The sequence below is a fragment of the Novosphingobium sp. B-7 genome (genome assembly GCF_000410615.1).
Taxonomy (GTDB): Bacteria; Pseudomonadota; Alphaproteobacteria; order Sphingomonadales; family Sphingomonadaceae; genus Novosphingobium; species Novosphingobium capsulatum.
Genome location: NZ_APCQ01000740.1, coordinates 30,519 through 47,922, shown reverse-complemented (window position 1 = coordinate 47,922; position 17,404 = coordinate 30,519). Strand labels below are relative to the sequence as shown.

Annotated in this window: 12 protein-coding genes and 3 pseudogenes; 9 read left to right on the top strand and 6 right to left on the bottom strand. The window is 60.8% G+C overall.

The annotated features are described in order from the left end of the window. Positions 1 to 160: 160 nt before the first annotated feature. The 3 genes and pseudogenes from H926_RS0108030 to H926_RS26300 form a co-directional block, all read right to left on the bottom strand. Positions 161 to 1,069: pseudogene (locus tag H926_RS0108030) on the bottom strand (IS3 family transposase); the annotation flags it as partial. Next, the gene (locus tag H926_RS0108025) at positions 1,070 to 2,437 is read right to left on the bottom strand and encodes an IS110 family transposase (RefSeq protein WP_022675838.1); all 1,368 of its coding nucleotides are present in this window, start codon (positions 2,435 to 2,437) and stop codon (positions 1,070 to 1,072) included. It abuts the pseudogene before it with no gap. 219 nt (positions 2,438 to 2,656) lie between these two features. Next, a pseudogene (locus H926_RS26300) lies at positions 2,657 to 2,896 on the bottom strand (transposase); the annotation flags it as partial. A gap of 52 nt (positions 2,897 to 2,948) precedes the next feature. Between H926_RS26300 and H926_RS34550 the strand changes: the two are divergent. After that, a pseudogene (locus tag H926_RS34550) lies at positions 2,949 to 3,104 on the top strand (IS110 family transposase); the annotation flags it as partial. A 253-nt stretch (positions 3,105 to 3,357) separates the two neighbouring features. On the opposite strand, the gene H926_RS26290 reads toward H926_RS34550, so the two are convergent. Next, positions 3,358 to 4,377, bottom strand: a complete 1,020-nt coding sequence (locus H926_RS26290) for a M48 family metallopeptidase (protein WP_022675835.1) — start codon at positions 4,375 to 4,377, stop codon at positions 3,358 to 3,360. Positions 4,378 to 4,435: 58 nt separating this feature from the next. On the opposite strand from H926_RS26290, the gene H926_RS0108005 reads away from it, so the two are divergent. The 3 genes from H926_RS0108005 (at position 4,436) to H926_RS26285 (ending at position 10,113) form a co-directional block, all read left to right on the top strand. Next, on the top strand, positions 4,436 to 7,075 hold the full coding sequence (locus H926_RS0108005) for an O-antigen ligase family protein (protein ID WP_022675834.1): 2,640 nt from the start codon (positions 4,436 to 4,438) through the stop codon (positions 7,073 to 7,075). Positions 7,076 to 7,255: 180 nt separating this feature from the next. Next, positions 7,256 to 7,912, top strand: a complete 657-nt coding sequence (locus H926_RS0108000) for a polysaccharide biosynthesis/export family protein (protein ID WP_022675833.1) — start codon at positions 7,256 to 7,258, stop codon at positions 7,910 to 7,912. A 23-nt stretch (positions 7,913 to 7,935) separates the two neighbouring features. Continuing rightward, positions 7,936 to 10,113, top strand: coding sequence for a GumC family protein (locus H926_RS26285; RefSeq protein WP_022675832.1), 2,178 nt, complete (start codon positions 7,936 to 7,938; stop codon positions 10,111 to 10,113). 231 nt (positions 10,114 to 10,344) lie between these two features. Here the strand turns inward: H926_RS26285 and H926_RS30760 are convergent, their stop codons facing one another. Further along, positions 10,345 to 11,421 carry a cell wall hydrolase gene (locus tag H926_RS30760; protein WP_022675831.1) on the bottom strand — a complete coding sequence of 359 codons (1,077 nt, stop codon included), beginning with the start codon at positions 11,419 to 11,421 and terminating at the stop codon, positions 10,345 to 10,347. A 117-nt stretch (positions 11,422 to 11,538) separates the two neighbouring features. On the opposite strand from H926_RS30760, the gene H926_RS32305 reads away from it, so the two are divergent. The 3 genes from H926_RS32305 (at position 11,539) to H926_RS0107980 (ending at position 15,051) form a co-directional block, all read left to right on the top strand. Next, positions 11,539 to 12,012: a Rap1a/Tai family immunity protein gene (locus tag H926_RS32305; RefSeq protein ID WP_148291668.1), complete on the top strand. Its 474-nt coding sequence runs from the start codon at positions 11,539 to 11,541 to the stop codon at positions 12,010 to 12,012. Between the two features lie 586 nt (positions 12,013 to 12,598). Then, positions 12,599 to 13,690 (top strand): acyltransferase, encoded by a 1,092-nt coding sequence (locus tag H926_RS0107985; RefSeq protein ID WP_022675829.1) that lies wholly within the window; start codon positions 12,599 to 12,601, stop codon positions 13,688 to 13,690. 119 nt (positions 13,691 to 13,809) lie between these two features. After that, positions 13,810 to 15,051 carry an acyltransferase gene (locus H926_RS0107980; protein WP_148291667.1) on the top strand — a complete coding sequence of 414 codons (1,242 nt, stop codon included), beginning with the start codon at positions 13,810 to 13,812 and terminating at the stop codon, positions 15,049 to 15,051. A gap of 255 nt (positions 15,052 to 15,306) precedes the next feature. On the opposite strand, the gene H926_RS26275 is transcribed toward H926_RS0107980, so the two are convergent. Beyond that, on the bottom strand, positions 15,307 to 15,561 hold the full coding sequence (locus tag H926_RS26275) for a hypothetical protein (protein WP_022675827.1): 255 nt from the start codon (positions 15,559 to 15,561) through the stop codon (positions 15,307 to 15,309). Between the two features lie 638 nt (positions 15,562 to 16,199). On the opposite strand from H926_RS26275, the gene H926_RS31615 reads away from it, so the two are divergent. Next, the gene (locus tag H926_RS31615; RefSeq protein ID WP_082209064.1) at positions 16,200 to 16,556 is read left to right on the top strand and encodes a GFA family protein; all 357 of its coding nucleotides are present in this window, start codon (positions 16,200 to 16,202) and stop codon (positions 16,554 to 16,556) included. Positions 16,557 to 17,074: 518 nt separating this feature from the next. After that, entirely contained in the window at positions 17,075 to 17,248 is a 174-nt protein-coding gene (locus tag H926_RS34240; RefSeq protein ID WP_202804683.1) for a hypothetical protein, read from the top strand. Positions 17,249 to 17,404 lie beyond the last annotated feature (156 nt).

Genomic DNA, 17,404 nt, shown 5'->3' with positions numbered 1-17,404 from the left:
GCCTCCGGTCGGGCTACGCCCTCCCTACGCCAGCGCCAGCGCGAAATCCGCGCCCCATATCAACGCCACGCCATCGCGACAGGTGGTACCCTTTTGCACGCCGATAGTGGGTCCCGTTTGGACGCCGATTGACACCTTACCCTGAGTAGCCCCTAGTTTTCTAGACGCCTTCCGCTTTCAAAATCTGCTGTCGTTCGAACTCGACGGGGGACAGCATTCCATTCCTGACCTGCTTGCGCACCGGGTTGTAGAACATCTCAAGGTAATCGAACACGTCCTGCCGGGCTTCTTCGCGGGTTTTGTAGGTCCGGCGCCGGATGCGCTCGCGCTTGAGCGAGGAGAAGAAGCTCTCCGCCACGGCGTTGTCGTGACAGTTGCCACGTCGGCTCATCGAGTGCTCAAGATTGTGAGCGCGGATGAAGGCAGCCCAGTCCATGCTGGTGAACTGCGAGCCCTGGTCCGAGTGGATCAGCACCCGGTGCTTCGGCTTACGCCGCCACACCGCCATGTGCAGCGCCTGCAGCACGACATCGGTGGTCTGTCGGCTCTGCATCGACCAGCCCACCACGCGGCGGGAATAGAGGTCGATCACGACAGCCAGATAGGCGAATCCTTCCAGGGTGCGGATATAAGTGATGTCTGTCACCCAGGCCCGGTCTGGCGAAGCCACGTCGAACTGGCGATCCAGCGTGTTGTCGACCGCCAGGGACGGCTTGCCACCATAGCTGCCGGGTCTACGCTTGTAGCCGATCTGTGCCTTGATGCCCGCCAGTCTGGTCAACCGGGCAACGCGGTTCGGGCAGCAGGTCTCGCCATGATCCAGCAGGTCATCGTGCAGCTTGCGATAGCCATAGACCTTGCCGCTGTCGTTCCAGGCTCGCCGGATCAGCTCCGTCTGCCGGGCATCTTCCCGAGCCCGCTGGCTCAGCGGGCTCTTCTGCCAGGCATAGAAGCCGCTGGGCTGCACAGCGAGGCACCGGCACATTGCCCGCACACAGAAACGATCGCGATGCTCGGCAATGAAGGCGTATCTCACTTTGCATCTCGAGCGAAATACGCGGTGGCTTTCCTAAGAAACAGCCATCTCGGGCTCTTCGGGTAATTCCTGCAGCACGAAGCCGAATGCCTTGGCGCGCCGTTGCAGATTGCCGATCACGCGGCTGCGATAGCGCTCTTCGTATTGTGTCGCACCGGGGTCATGGTACGCCATGCCGTGCCGCACCGCGTTGTAAAACAATACGGCGAGTTTGCGTGCAGTGGCGGTTACGGCCTTAGCTTTTCCTGCCCTTGCAGACAGCCGACGGTAAAATGCGCCCAGCGCCGTATCGGTCCGGCCAATCGTAGTTGCGGCAAGGCGCAGAAGCGCAGCAGCGCGGCTCGATGATCGACGCGTCTTCGATGACAGCAGCTTGCCGCCCGATATCTTATTACCCGGTGCCAGGCACAGCCATGATGTGAAGTGCTTCGAGCTTGGCCATGCCGAAAGGTCGGTGCCGCATTCCCCAACCAGCTTGAGGGCCAACGATGGGCCGATGCCGTGGATCTGGGTCAGGTCCACACCCAGCACACGATAGAGCGCCGAGCGAACTTCAAAGTCCGGCGCATTCACTTGTCCGGTCTTGGTCCGAGCCTTGGGAAGGCGCGCTGTGTCGTGTCCATTGCCGTCTTCGAGATCTCGGAGCGCGATCTCCAGCTTGCGGTCACATTCCACGATCTTGCTCTGGTAAAAGTCAAACAGCGCAAGCGATTGGCATAGCGCGAAGATATGCTCTTCACGCCAGTTCCCGGTCAATGCGGAGCAGATTGTCTCTACGGTCGCATGGCAACGAACGTTCCGCATCTCGGCAAGCGTGACGGGGTTCCGCTCGCCGTCCGCGATGGCTCTGATGATCCGCATACCGGTGGCACCGGTTATGTCGGAGACAACGTGGTGCAATTGCACGTTCATCTCCATCAGGGCCTTTTGCATGTGCTGGATATGCGAGGCCGAATATTCGATCAGTCGCTCGCGCTGCCGCATATAGGCGCGCAAGGTGGCGACCTCGGCCTTCGGACGGAAACTGCCGCGCAACAGGCCATAGCTGTGCAGGCGCTGAAGCCAGGCCGCATCATTCACATCGGTTTTGCGACCCGGGACATTCTTGGCGTATCGCGCATTGACGAGGATGACCTGGAAGCCGTGCTCCTCAAGCACCTCGAAAGCCGGGATCCAATAGACGCCGGTCGATTCCATCGCCACGCTGGTCACGCCACATGTTTTGAACCAGCAAGCCATAACGTGCAGATCGCCGGTGAATGTGCCGAATGCGCGCACAGGCCGATCGTCAGCATCGGGATTGACCGCTGCCATGTGCATAGTCGAGCCGATATCGATGGCCGCCGCACCGGGCACAACCATCGGCAGATCACCGGCCTTCGCGGATTTTGATCTACTCATTCCACAGCTCCTCCAAAATGGGAGGGTATGGGCGATGCAAACCGTCATTTTCCTAACCGGGGTCGCCGGAATCCGGCGCCACCACTCTCAAGTGCGCAACTGCCCACGGGCCACGTTTTTTAACGGGGTATCATGCCACCAATAAGCGATCGGCCGCGACCCTCCGTCCGCCAAATACCACGACCCGTTTCTATCGCGCACAGGCGGGCCAAACCCACGACCGTTTTTTAGTATGTCGCGCTCCTCGGTCACCCGGGCCAGCTCGCGCTTCAACTGGCGGATCTCGGCATCCTTGCTGGCGTCGCCCGACACTTGCCGGCCCAGCTGTCGCTTCCACGCATACAACGAGTGCTGACTGACACCGAGCCGCTGCGAGACTTCGGCTACCGGATATCCGCGCTCGGTGATCTGGGCCACCGCATCACGCTTGAACTCATCACTGAAATTGGGCTTTCCCATCATCGCCTCCTGTCCTCAAAATTAGGATCGAAGGCGTCCAGAAATCTAGGGGCTACTCACCCGAAGCCGGGAGACCTTTGCCCTGAAGACATGGGCCATGAAGATCGCCAAGCGTCGCGGCCTGAAAAAGGCCCGCGTCGCGCTCGCACGCCGCCTCGCGGTCATCATGCATGCCATGCTGCGCGATGGTACTTTGTTCCAAGCATGAGGTAAGGTAGAAGCTGTTTGCCAGCGGTGAAGCGTCAGAGCTGATCCGAGGGCGGTGTCCCGCGAGGGAACGCAGGGACGAACGATCTGCGAAGGTTACCGGATGGGCCAATAAGCCCGCTTCGAGTCAATGCAACGTTCGCCTCTGTGAGACCCGATACAGCACGACCAGGCTCCGGTCCGGCCAGTGCGGACAGATCCATGAAACCCTCAAGGGATCGCACCGCCTAGCTCTGCAATTACAGATCTACAGCCTAGTCCGTGCAAATTGTGGACTTTGGCAAGCTTGAGGGTTGCTGAGCGAGGTGGGCCGCCTCCTGAGTCAACGCCGTGATGCGAGCATTATTGGAGGGATGGGTAAGGCCCCAGCGCAGGGATCCGCTCTTGGTGAGGGCATTAAACAGCATGGCGCCCCCCGAAAGGCTATAGCCTGCTGCCTGAGAGAAACGCAGGCCAAGGAGATCTGCCTGGCTCTCTTCCTGGCGAACGTGGCCGGCGCCGATGCCGAAAGCGGCGAGCGGGCGTCCCGCCTCTTTGGCATGACCAAGCGCAACATGAGCGAGTTCGTGTGCCATCGCGAAGGCGAGCGCATCATCTCCAACGAGATCTGTCAGCCCGGCTGTTACCGCGAGATAGCGTCCGTCAGTCCACGCGTCTGGCTTTCGGCCAGGCAGCAATGCGAACGACACATCGCAGCCGGGTTGCTGGGCAAGGATCACGTCACGCTCCTGTCCGGCATGAACGATCCTGAGGTGGGCAGGCCCGTGCGACAGGGTTTTGGATAGCGTTGCAGTGAAGGCTTCAACCCTTGCATAGGTTGCCCCGGCGCTTTCCAGATCGGTCCGCCATTCCGTAAGGGGCGCCCCGTCCAGTCCGATGATCTCGTCCCCTGCGGTTAGTCCTGCCGCCTCGGCCGGGCTGCCGGCGACGACGCCAAGTATGCCAAAGCCGTTTCCGAGACCGGTGAGCGTCCGGCGCGTTTTTTCGCTGTAGGCAGCGCGATCATGCAGCAACAGCCCGGACAACATCGCGTGTGAGGGACAATCGGCCTTATTTGCAACAGCCAGCTGATAGCCGATGGTGGCAACGCGCAAAGCTGGCGAGCCGGCTGGCTTTGCGGTGATGCAAGGCGGTGGCTCTGGCATTGCGGCAGGCTCCAGCAGTCCCGCGCCTGCGGCCAACGCTTGGCTCGCGGCGCATGCCAGCACACAGCCTACGGCGACCAGCAGCGTGTCAGGCTTCAGCAGGCGCCCGGCAATATCAGCGATGATCATCGGCGTTATGCTTCACGCAGTTGTCCCTTCAGAAGGACTTGGCTAGTCCATTGGTGACATGGCGGACTTCATACAAAAAATCGAGCAAGGCAAGGCCACTGCGTATAGCGCTGTCCGCCCCGGTGGCACGAAAGCGATTGGCGAACGATTGTCGCTGACGTTCTTTTGCGCGGCCTTGCTGTTAGGCGGAGCGGGAACCGCCTATCCCCTGATCTGGTGGGGCATTCTGCTCATGGCGATTGCCGTTATCGGGCTCAATCTTGCGCGCCACCCCGGCGCGCGACTTCCAGGCGTGGCGAAAGGGGGATTAGCGCTCGTGGCCGCATATTGGCTGCTCCTGGCAGGGCAGGTCGCGCCGCTTCCGCACGATTTGTGGGCTAGCCTACCTGGCCACCACCTCGCCGCCGAGGTGGCCACCACTGCTGGCGTAGATCCATGGCGCTCGTGGAGCCTGGCGCCAGGGCGTAGTCTGCAAAACCTTCTCGACGTGCTGGCTCCGCTTGCAGCCCTTCTGCTGCTCGCGACTGCCAGTACGCGCCACCGGATCGTGGTGTTGAGGCTGCTCGTGGCGGTCGCGCTGTGCAACGCATTGCTTGGTATTGCCCAATTCGGTGCAGGTGCCGATGCTGCCCCGATTATCTTTCAGACGACCCATCGCGGCGTAGCGGTCGGGCTGTTCGTCAACCGCAACCATACTGCCGTCTTCCTGATGGTTGGCATGCTTTTGTCGGTGTTGCCCGGTGTCGTGCGGCTGGCAGGACATAACGAGGGAGGCGCGGTCCAAGCGGTGCGCGCGGTGATCGTGAGTGTATTGGCACTCAGTGTACTGGCGACGCTGTCGCGGTCGGGGGTGTTTCTGCTGCCCGTCGCCCTCGTAGCGGCTGCTCTGCTCGCCCGCCCGCGCCGACTGCGTCTGCATTGGATGATAATTGCCGGGCTGGGCTGCGTGATCGCTATGGCGCTGATCGTGCAGACCGCGCCTGTGCAGGAGCTGACGGCGCGTTACGCGTCGGCGGCAGATGACGCCCGGTTCGATTACTGGCGTAATACCTGGTTGGCGGTGCGCGATTCGTTTCCGCTGGGGACCGGGTTTGGATCGTTCCAAAAGGTCTATCAAACCTTCGAACCGCTTAATCAGCTGTCGCCGGCGACGGTGAACAAGGCGCACAACGATTTTCTCCAATTGCTCTTGGAGGGCGGAGTCGCCGGCCTGGCCCTACTGGCCATGGCGGTGGGCTTGATCGGTTTCCAAGTGGTCCTGGCGCGCCGCCGCGCCGGCGATCGTTTTGAGCGGCGCCTGCCGGTCGCCGTGGCCGTCAGTCTTGGCATCATTGCCGGTGCGAGCAGCGTTGATTATCCGCTCTACGGCGCGGCGATGAGTACTACTGCCGGCGCGCTGATCGGTTTGCTCGCTCCTTCCCCAAGCAGAAAGCGGCGCAGCGACATCACACCACGGGAGAGATGGGCTCGCATCGCAGGCGGTGGAGCGCTGATCTGCCTAACCATTTGGGCCACTATGGTCTGCTGGTCGCAACATTTGTTGCTGACCGGCAACGCCTCCTTGGCGGCTCGTCTTCAGCCGCTCAACGCAGCGGCCTGGTCAACGCTTGCCAATGAGCGCGAAAATGCCGGTGATGCCGATGGCAGTCTGAGGGCCGCCAGACACGCTTTGGCGCTTGACCTTCTCGATGCTTCGGCCCTGCGTGCGGTGGGTATGGCGCGCCTCCAGCAGGGCGATCAGGCTGGCGGCGCAGCTGTGCTGATGTTGGGGGCGCAGCTTGGCTGGCGGGACGCTTTGACGCAAATCTGGCTGGTGCAGCAGTCGCTCGCGGCCGGCGCCTACGGCTTTGCTGTCCAGCGCATCGATGCCTTGCTGCGCACCCAAACCCTGTTTGAGCAGATGATCGCTCTGCTCCCCCCGCTGATGGCTGAGCCATCCGGGCGGCAAGCCCTTGCAGAGCAGATGGGCTATGATCCTGGCTGGCGCATCTCTTTCTTCAACACGGCAGCCAGATCGCAAGGGTACGCGCTTTCCGACTTGTTCGCCTTACTGGCCGAAATGCGCAAGGGACCCAAGCCCGTGCGCCCCGACGAGACTGCCCTGATCCGCGCTGTCCTGGGGCAGCAGGGGCATTACGGCGCGGCCCGCGAAGTGTGGCTGGCCAGCGGCGGTCACGGCAACCTGGCAGATCCTGGGTTTGAGACGCAGACGAATTTCACGACTTCCACCGGGCCATACGTGTGGCAGGCGACGCAGCTGCCGGGCACCAGTGTCCGTTCCGACCGCGCGGGATCCCCGCTATCGGGGCGCGCGCTTGCGGTTGCTTCGGACGGGGCCGCCGCTGGCGCGGTATTAACCCAGACAGTCGCACTGCAGCCGGGGCGCTACCGCATCGGCCTCACGGTGCTCGCGCGAAACACCGCCGTGGCGAACCGGATCGGGCTGACCCTCGCATGCCTGTCTGACGCAGTGCCCGAGCGTGCCAATCTGCAGGCAGGCGCAGCCCCTGCGGCGTCACCAGCGACCGTTGTGGGTTTGGCCTGGCAGCAGCGGTCCGGCGGCGTCCTAGTGGGCACTGGCATTGCCCAAGTTGATGCGCATTGCGCGGGCCAGCGTCTCGCGCTGACCGTTCCGGTCTGGGATGAAGGGCCGTATTCGGTTTGGGTTGACGATATCATTCTCGCTGCGATGAAATAATCACGAATCCCGCGTAGTTGGAATTTTTGAGAGACATCCTGGGACGCACGCGGCATAGGTGGCTAGCGTTAGGGTGGCGAGCGTTGGCTGCTCGTGCGCAAGTGCGCCGTGCGGGCGGTTGGCAAAGGTCAAGGGGAATTGCAAAGCATGGTTCGACCAATCTGGTGTGTGGCTGCAGGTATGCTTGCTTTGACCGGCTGCACGCCCAGCTACGTCAGCCCCCAGGTTCGCACCGGCAAGGCCGCGAGCGACCTAATCCCTGCGCCGACCGCAAATCAGGTTGGTGAAGAGTATGTGATCGGACCACGCGACACGCTCAACATCTCGGTTTTCAACGAACCGGAAATCTCCGGCCAAGGTGTCCCGGTGGACGCAGTGGGCAACGTGGCGCTGCCATTGATCGGCCCCGTCCATGTGAGCGGCATGACGACAACCCAGGTATCTGCGCAACTCCAGCAGCTGTACGATCGGTTCTACGTCAAACCCCAGATCACTGTGCTAGTCACCAGTTCGGTTTCGCAACGTGTCACCGTTCAGGGCGATGTGATGGAGCCGGGTGTCTACGATTTCCGTGGGACCTACACCCTGCTGGATGCCATCGCGCTGGCCAAGGGCGAGAGCCAGAATGCCAAATTGCGCGAGGTCATTATCATTCGCCAGATTGGCGGGAAGCGCATGGCCGCCGCTTTTGATCTCACTCGCATTAGGAGCGGGATCGATCCGGACCCTGCTGTTTTGGGGCGTGACGTCATCATTGTAGGGCATTCGAACACCAAACAGGCCTGGAATGACCTCCTCAAGGCCGCCCCGCTGCTCAATGTCTTTGCCCAGTTCTGAACCGGATACCCATGATGCGTCCTATGACCCTGCCCAGCGGCCGTCCTTACGAACTCGAACCGGGTGATCTTGCAGACCCGGCAGAGGAGCGGCTGTTTACGGTTGATTCCGGACGCCGGCTGATCGATCCGCGCGTCATTTGGAGTGCGATCTATCGCCATCGCCTGGCAGTTGGCATCATATTGCTCGTTGCTATCCTTGCCGGCATTGCTTCGATCGTCTTCATGCCGCGCGTTTATGAAGCGACGGCCAGCGTTCAGATTGATCAGCAGACCACCAAGGTGCTCGGCACCGAGGATGTCGAGCCCACGGTGAGTGGCTCGGATGCTGACCGTTTCCTCCAGACCCAGATGGATATCCTGGAAAGTCGCGGCATGGCCAAACAGGTCATTGCGCGGCTAGGGCTGGACAATGACTCGTCGTTCTTGGCCGGAATGGGAATCACCAGCGTTGAAAAGCTGTCGCCAGCGGAAAAGGATGAACTTCTGCTCACGACAATGCAGAAGAATCTCACTGCTGAGCTGCCGCTCAATTCGCGCATTCTGAAAATCAGCTTTCGCAGCCGCGATCCCGAATTGTCCGCGAAAATCGCCAATGCTTATGCCGATCAATTCATTCAGGCGAACATCCAGCGCAAATTTTCAACCGGTGAATATTCGCGAACCTTTCTCAAGAACCAGCTCGACAAGGCCAAGGAGCGTTTGGAGAACTCTGAACGCGATTTGATCAGTTACGCCCGCGCGGCGGGACTGATCGATGCCAGTGCCGGCGCTGCGCAAGCGGGCTCGCCAGAAGGTCCGCGTTCGCTCGTCACCGCCAATCTCGTGCAGCTTAACCAAGACTATGCCCAAGCCAATGCCACGCGGCTGGAAGCCGAGCAGCGCTGGAACCAGGCGAAAAGCGTCCCGGCCACGACCTTGCCGGAAGTTCTCGGCAATCTGGCGATGCAGCAGCTGCTGCAAAAGCGGGCGGAACTGAACGCGGATCTCAGCCGCATGCAGCAGCACATGCGACCCGACCATCCCAGCGTCCTGCAGGCTCAAGCGCAGGTCAAGGAATTGGACGGGCGTGCCAACGCGCTGGCCGAAAACATTCGCGCTTCGATTCGCAATCAGTATCTCACTGCGCTCAAGCAAGAGGAAGCGATCGAGCGCCAGCTCGGGTCACTCAAGACAGCAACGTTGTCCGAGCAGGACCGCGGCGTGCACTATACCATCCTCAAGCGCGAAGTTGATACCAACCGCGAGATGTACGAAGGGCTGCTGTCGCGCTTCAAGGAGCTGAGCGCGGAGGCCGGTGTCACGACCAACAATATTACGATCATCGATCGTGCCGATGCGCCGCTCAAGCCCTCCTCGCCAAAGAAGAAGGTGAACCTGGCCCTGGCCATCGGTGCCGGCTTGCTGCTGGCCTTGCTCTATGTCTACGCGCGTGAAAAGCTTGATGACGCCATCCGTGACCCGCGTGACGTCGAAGCCAAGCTGCACCTTCCGCTGATCGGTATCGTTCCGGCCGTTCCTGAAGGAACGATCATCGAAGCCCTGGGCAGCCAGAAGTCCACACTCAGCGAAGCCTACCATTCGATCCGCAGTGCGGTCGAACTCTCCTCGCAAGGCTTGCCGCGGTCGCTGGTTGTCACCAGCAGTGCCATGGGCGAAGGGAAGTCGACCACCTCCTATGCGCTGGCCTGCGACTTTGCGCGGGTTGGGCGTCGCGTGCTGGTCATTGATGCCGACATGCGTCGGCCTTCGCTGGGTAAGTACTTCGGCAGCCCCAAGGATGCGCCGGGACTTTCAAGCGTTCTTGCCCGTCTCACCGATGCCCAGGGCGCGATCATGTCCGCCCCGCAGCCCAATCTCTCCTATATGCCGGCCGGCCCGCTGCCGCCTGATCCGGCTAGCCTGTTCAGCGGCAATGGTCTGGTCAAACTGCTCGAAGTCTTGGCAGACGATTATGATCTCATTGTCCTGGACGCACCGCCCGTGATGGCGCTGGCTGATTCTGTTCAGATCGCCTCGGTCGCCCAGGTCACGGTTTTCGTGGTCGAAGCTGGCAGCGCGCACTTTGGTCAGGCGCGCAATGCTGTGACCCGCCTCTTGCGTGCCAAGGCGAATGTGATCGGTGGGGTCATTACCAAGTACGATCCGCGCACATCGGGCTTCGATCAGACGTACGAAGGCTACACGATGGAATATGGCTGAGCGGGCTTGGTTCCTAGCAGAAGCGGAGCCCAGCGCTGGCGGCGCTCCGCTTGAGCGTTATGGGCCCGAATGGCTTCAACTGACGACCACGGAAACGCCGTAAACCAAAAGTCTTGAGCGATCCGCCCAATGCAAGCGGAACGGATCGGTCGCGTGCAGGGCTAGCGTTATTGCTGGACGTGGATGGCGGCAAAGCGCCCCGGCCGTAGGGCTGCTTTGTCGCGTGGATGCTTATGGTTTGGGTGCAGCGCCAATAATCCAGCGATTGGCAAGCGCTGTGGAAGAGGTGGCGGCTGAGCCGACAGTCGCCCTGGCGGCAGCGGCCGGCGGCAAAGCCGCCTCCGGTGCGGCCACCGATGACAGTTCCTGGATGCGGCGGTCGGTGGCTTGGGCGGCAATGATCGGCCGCTCGCTGGCAGTAACCCGCGCGCCGCCCTCGACGCTGGGGGCTGCGACTAGGGTCTCGCTGGTGGGAGGCGTCAATGGTGAAATATCCGGCTCTTGTGGCAGGGCTCTGCTGGCGAAACTTGCACCGTCTCCAACGGGGCCATTCCAGCGGTAGAAGATGTGTCGTCCGATAGTGACGAGCTTTTGCATGCTTTGCGCCCAATAGGGCACAACGTAGTTGGCGTGGTAGTGCGTTGACCAGCCAACTGGCGCGAATACTGCTCCCTGCAGCGCTGCGGCGGCAACGCCTTCGGCCTCGCGCCATGCCGAGGCGTTTGGTTTGCGCTGCAGCGAGCCATCGCAGGTGAACGAGAACTGGCAACCGGTCTTCCGTTCAGAACCCTGGAACACGACGCCGCACACGCTGTGGGGATACTCCGGGTGCCGGACGCGGTTGAGCACGACCTGAGCGACGGCGCGCTGTCCGTCCAGTGGCTCGTTTCCGGCTTCATAATAGACCGCAGCGGCGAGACATTCGAGCGAGCGAGGAAAAGTCGCGCTTTGCGGAGAAAGCGCCAAAGGCGATGCCGGATGCGAGGCAAACGGATCGCCGGGGACTTTCGCGTTCCACAATTCGGCGTCTTGCGTCGACAGCGCGCGCAGGGACTTGGGCGCGAAAGGCGCATCAATCACCGGCGCCTTGGGGGTGATGAAGGAGGGGGGCGACGTGGCAGTCCCGCGTGAAGGCGGGGTGGCAAAGCGGATATTGTGGAATTGCGGGGCTGCCAGGAGGGTGATGATGACGGCAGCTCGCCCATAGCGCAGCGCGCGTGCCTTGCGCCGCAGCCGTCGCGACGGGCTCAGCCAGGGGAACTCGTCGAGCAGGTGGGGCCGTGCAGCAAACATATTGGGCAGGGGCATGGTCACGGCGCTCTGCTTAGCGGCATCTGGCGGTTGTGACGACCCGAAAGTTTGCTAGGGCTGGACGCCAAGCGTGTCGCGTGCTGACGTGCCCTAGCGGATCTTAAGGAACGTTTGATGCTGCACTTTGCCCTGCTGACCCTCGTTGCGACAGCGATCCCGGGCCCCAAGCTGGTAATGGCTGGTGCTGTAGCGGCCAGCCCGCCCGTCGCACCGTCTGCAGCGCTTCCCGATTCGGTGCCATCTGCGGCACTGCCGCCAGCGCCTGCGGGGCGGATTGCCGCAACGCCGGCCTTCCTGACCGCAGGCGAACTTCAACGCAGATGCCAGGACAAGGCTTTGGCTGCGGTCTCGTACTGTTATGCCTATGTGACAGGCGTTCACGATGCAGTGAAAGCTTATGAAACCTGGCTCAACATGCGTGAGTTTTGTCGTCCGCTGCGCATGTCTCAGTCCGAACTACGGCAGGCCTTTTTGGAATACATGCAGCAGAACCCCCTTGCCGCTTCGGGCGAGGCGGCATCCGTGGTAGTTGTTGCGTTGCGACAGAAATATGCCTGTGATGCACCTACCGCCCCCGCGACCCCCTGACGCGACGTTGGCACGGCCAGCCCGGCCCGCATTGCTGTCAGCAGGCGGGGCTGGGACGGGATGGGGCTTAGCAAGGCTGCAGGCCGATCATCTCCAGCGAGCCATAAGCGCGGGTCTGAGACGAGGTTGCGGCGCGCCGCCTTGCCGGACGAATCGCTGCGGATGATCCCTGCCCGCACGCGTGAGGGCGGCGCTGCTCGTTGCTGACCAATGCCGCAAGTGCAGCATCGGGCGGTGAGCGCGAAAGCACCTAGGCAGAAATGCGATTTCCACGTATCGTTGATGCCAGCTGTCGCTCAAGGCTAGTGAGGCAACGGGCTGTCGGGCAGGTCCGTATTCGGGCCATGCGTTGGCAGGCAGTTGCCATTGGATAGTTTTGGTTCCAGCGGCGGCGCTTCCTCCTCGCAGGCAGGTTTGAAAATGTGCTTCGGATCGAGGCCAGGGCGCAAAAGCCCGCCGCGACGACGCTAGTGGTTCAAACGTCGCCCGATGGCCTGGCAATGGCCAGTGTGGTTGACGGATGCGCGTGGAGCGTCTTCCTGGGGTGGCTTTGGGGCACGACGACGATGACGGTGAAGGGGGTTAGATGAACCAGAAGCGGGAACTGATCGGTATCCAATTCCTGCGCGGTTTTTGCGCTCTGGGCGTGGTGATCGGCCATGCTGCGGGCATGCTGGCAAAGCCGAAATATGGCGGGCTGGAAATCCTGGGCGGGATGCTCGAGATTGGTACCCTCGGTGTCGATATCTTCTTTATCATCAGTGGTTTCATCATCGCTGTCGTTGTGCTCAACGGACCCGACCTTGCTCCGCGCATGTCTATCGGTGCGTTCCTGCGCCGCCGCTTCATTCGGATCGTCCCGATGATGTGGTTGGCGATAGTGTCCTATGCGCTGCTGCAGCGAGTGTTCGCGCGCGAAGGCATCGATCTTGGTGCGTACTTGCGTGCGATTTTTCTGGTTCCGTACTCGGTGGTCAAGCCTGACATCATCTGGACCCTGCGACAGGAGCTGATCTTCTATATCGTGTTTGCGCTGTGCTTTTTCTGGCCGCGATGGGGGCGCTGGGTCCTTGTCCTGTGGCTCGTATCGCCAATTGCCTTCCTGCTCTCGCTGGGCTCGATCTGGCACACCACGGCGTATATTGACACGTTCTGGTCGGTGCTGTGCAGCACCGTCAACCTCGAGTTCGGCATGGGCCTTGCCCTAGGAATCCTGTGGGTCCGCCACGCACCGGTGCCCTCGCTGCGGGTTCCTGTTCACCCGTTCTGGCTGCTGGCCGTGGCATCCTGTGCGATCGTGGGCGCGTCATGGGCGCTGGGCTTGGCCAGCCAGACATTGCCGAGCGTTCTCTTCATTGGCTCGGTCGGCACGCTTGTTGTCGGACTGGCCGCGCGCGCCGATTGCCCCGACGGGTGGTTGACCGCGCTAGGCCGTCTGCTCGGTGATGCGTCGTATTCCATCTATCTTTTCCATCTGCATGTCTTGGCCGGATTTCTCGCGATCCGCATGAAACTGGGCGTATTCAACAATGCCCCTGTAGCTCTCGTGGTGACGGTGGTGGCGGCCGTTGCGGTCAGTGTCGCCATCCATCTCTGGATCGAACGGCCATTGACGCAACGTTTGCGGGCCAAATTTGCCGGCCGTGCAGCGCGCGGTCCACTCCCGGTGGCGGCCTGAGATCGGGTGATGGTGCACGCGCCGCCTCCAGCCCATGTTGAGATGCATCGGACTTTTAGGCAGATTGGGCTAATTTCCGGGTTGCGCCATTTTGGGAGGTTTATTGCAGGTTGCCTCGTGTGCGCGAAGCCGTCGTTGAAACGAGGAGGCTGCTTGCCGGCAGGAACGAAGCGTCAATGGGCAAGCGATCGGTTTCCCCAAGCGAGAGCCCCGCAGTGGTGATTGCGACGTCGCAGACTGTCCAGGGCCAAACGCGCTATGAGCAGTTGACCGCCTTGCGGTTTTTCGCCGCCATGCTGGTCATGGTCTCGCATGCTGCGATGCTGCCCCGCACAGATAATGCGTTGTCGTGGTTTGGGCGCCATGTGATCGATTATGGCCATGGCCGCGTTGGCTTTTTCTTCATGCTGTCAGGTTTTGTGTTGTGTCATGCGTATGAAGGCAAGCTGCTGCGGGGCCAGCTTTCGTACCGGGCCTTTGTGACACGTCGCTTCCTGCGCATCTGGCCCTTACACATTCTGGTAGCCGTGCCACTCGCAGCATGGCTGCTGTGGCGGACCGGGGCTGCCAGCTTGCCGATCGTGCTGGTCAACTTCGCGTTGCTGCAGAGCTGGATCCCGGTCTACGACTACTATGCATCGTTGAATGCGCCGTCGTGGAGCCTTTCTGCCGAGTTGTTCCTCTACACCGTGTTTCCGCTACTCGTCCTGATGTCGCCACGCCATTTGCGTATCTTTGCGGCGATGCTGGTGGTGTGGAGCGTTCTGGCGCCTGCGGTATTGGCGCTGTGTGGCTATGGGCATGTCATGAATGCGGATGGCACGGTCGGCTTCGGATACTGGTTCACGGGGATCAACCCGCTGATGCGGCTCACGGAGTTCGTCATCGGTATGGTGCTGTGCCGGTTTGTGCGCAGCAGCGAGCGTTATAGCTTGCCGGCTTGGGCGGATGGCGTTGCGCTTCTTGCCTTTGTCGGATCGATGGTGCTGTTTTCTTCTCTGCGCAGCGTCTTGCCCGATGTGTTCTTGAACCAGGCGTTCTATCTTCCGGGTCTGACGTTTCTGGTCTTGGCGCTAGCCGAAGGCAGGGGGCGCGCATCCCACTGGCTGGCTCGCCAGCGGACGCTGCGTTTTCTCGGAGAATCGTCGTTCGCGCTCTACATCATTCATGGCCCCGTACTACGCCGCGGGTTCGATCTCTATTATCGTTTCCATGAGCCCATGCCGTTGCTGTCGTTCACAGTCCTTTTGCTGGCCGGCTGCGTCGCTGCGGGGTGCGTCATGCATCTGTACGTAGAAATGCCTCTGCAGCGTGCGGTTCGCGTCTGGCTGGATCGGCCCGGACGCAGGGTTGCTGCCTAAGCAGGAAGCGTTCTGGGCAGCCAAGCCTGGCGCCCAGACAACGTTTGTGGGCCGACTAACTTGGGCAGCCAGTATACTTGGCGATGGTCGACGCGGAGACTGTGAACCGGCCGACGCCATCGCGCGATACAAAAAACCCCGCCGGAACGTCCCGGCGGGGTTCTTTAAAATTCTGACCTCTGCGGCGCAGCGCATCAAAGCTGGCAACCGTACGGGCTACTCAAGCCCGCAAAGATCGAAAGCGTCCCGACCCGATTACTGCGGGCTGGCGTTGTTGTCGCTGCCGCTGCTCGCGAGGACACCGATGCCAACGCCCACCGCTGCAACAGCGCCGACGGCCAGAAGCGTGGAGGAGGCGGTCAGGCCCTTGCGCTTGGCGACTGCGGGGGTAGCCGGTGCAGTCTGGGGGGCAGAGATGAACGGCGCCGGGGCGGGGCGCTGATTGGCCGCGAAAGCGGTGGTGGAGAGGAGGGAGGCACCTAGGGCCATCGAAACTGCAAAAGTCTTCATGAGCTCAGCTCCTTTGTCGCGGCCGACACGATTCGACGGATTCGGCGCATAAAACTACGCCTCTTGCTTTGCCGCATCGCACAAGGCGGGGATTAAGTCAATCTACTAGGGTTTGTCTGGCGCTTCAGCGCTTTTAGCTGGTCACCGAGATGAGCCTAGGCCGTAGATCTTTAATTGCAGAGCTAGGCGGCGCGATCCCTTGAGGATTTTGGGATCTGTCCGCACTGGCCGGACCGGAGTCTGGACGTGCTGTATCGGATTTCACAGAGGCCGAACGTTGCATTCACTCGAAGCGGGCTTGTAGGCTCATCCGGTAACCTTCGCAGATCGCTAGTCCCTGCGTTCCCTCGCGGGACACCGTCTTCGGATCATCCCTGGTAGGGGCAATCGCAAACACACTATTCGCTATGATCAGGAGCGCTACCGCGAGCTCCATCTCATTGAAAACGCCTTTTGCAGAATCTAGGACTTCCGCCGCGTAGCCACCCGCTACGACAAGCTCGCCGTAAACTTTCTATCAGGCGTCGCCCTCCCAACCGCGCTTGCCTTCTGGCTGTAGCAGCCCAGATTTGTTGCGCTGCGCAGCCTATGTCGGCATGGTCAGCAGATGCGATAGAAATGGCCCAATCGCGATAGGGATGGGGATTTTGGTGGCGGCATATCGGGGCGCATGCCATTGCGGCGCGGTGCAGTTTTCGATTGTGACCGATCCAGACTATTCGGTGCGCTGCGACTGTTCGCTGTGCAGGCGACATGTCTCGGTCATGCTGCGCTGTGATGAGAAAGACTTGGAGATCACCTCTGGGCATGACGCATTGGCCACCTATCAGTTCAACACTCGGGTGGCCGTCCACTATTTCTGCCGTCATTGCGGTGTCTACACATTCCACAAAATGCGGAAATTGTCTGATAAATATGGGGTCAATGCAGGTTGCATCGAAGGAATTGATTTGTTCACTCTCCGACCGGCTCTGATCGAAGGATCAAAGGTGTGAGGTCGAGGGATACCTTTGTCCCCGGACTGTGATTGAGTCTCAACCGTAGATCTGCCCATCCATAGACAGCCACATCAGCCGTTGGAGCAGAAGACTATGGTCCATCGGCATGATCCTGTGCGAAGGTTGCATCACGCCCAGGCGTCACAGAGAGGGCCTTCTTCCGCAGCACATCAAGCCTGTGCTGCGGACATCGGGCGCCGCTAGCACACTCATTTCAGCGGCTCCAGTGCGCGCATGACCGCTGCGCGCGTGGCACAATACCCCAAATGGATGGTTGTTAACTTTCGTAATTTTTGTTAGGGAAATGACGAGAAAGTCACAACAAATTCTGCGCACTCGCTTGCCTTCGCCGGCTGCGCGGACCTTCCTTGTCGCCAGCTTTCGAGGAAATGATGGACAGAAATTGGAGTGAGTTGGCGTGGTTGGAATGGAAGCCGTCGGAAGAAGGGCTTTCTCCCCAAGGGCGCGGGTTTCAGCGTATAGGCAGCGTTCGGCCAGAGGCTCTGGCTAAGGTCATGTTGTTGCTGCTGCGCTGGGAAACGCAGGATCGGAACATTTTCCGGGTGGTTACGGAGAGTGGCCTGATCATCGCCGGTGACGACGTGGAAGCCGAAGCGAGTGAGGCCGGTTTCCCGTTTCGTCTGCCGCAGCGTCAGCTTGATTCCGCTGTAATCCCAATTAAAGCCTGAAGGCAGCGCTGAGAAGCTGTAGGATAATGGTATTTTCTGTGAGTTGTTGATATATTTTCCAATTAATGCGATAAGCATCAGAAATTTTGAACTATTCTTCCCGATATTGACTGCCAAGATCCGGTATATATTAGGATTTAGGTCTGTAATTTCAGA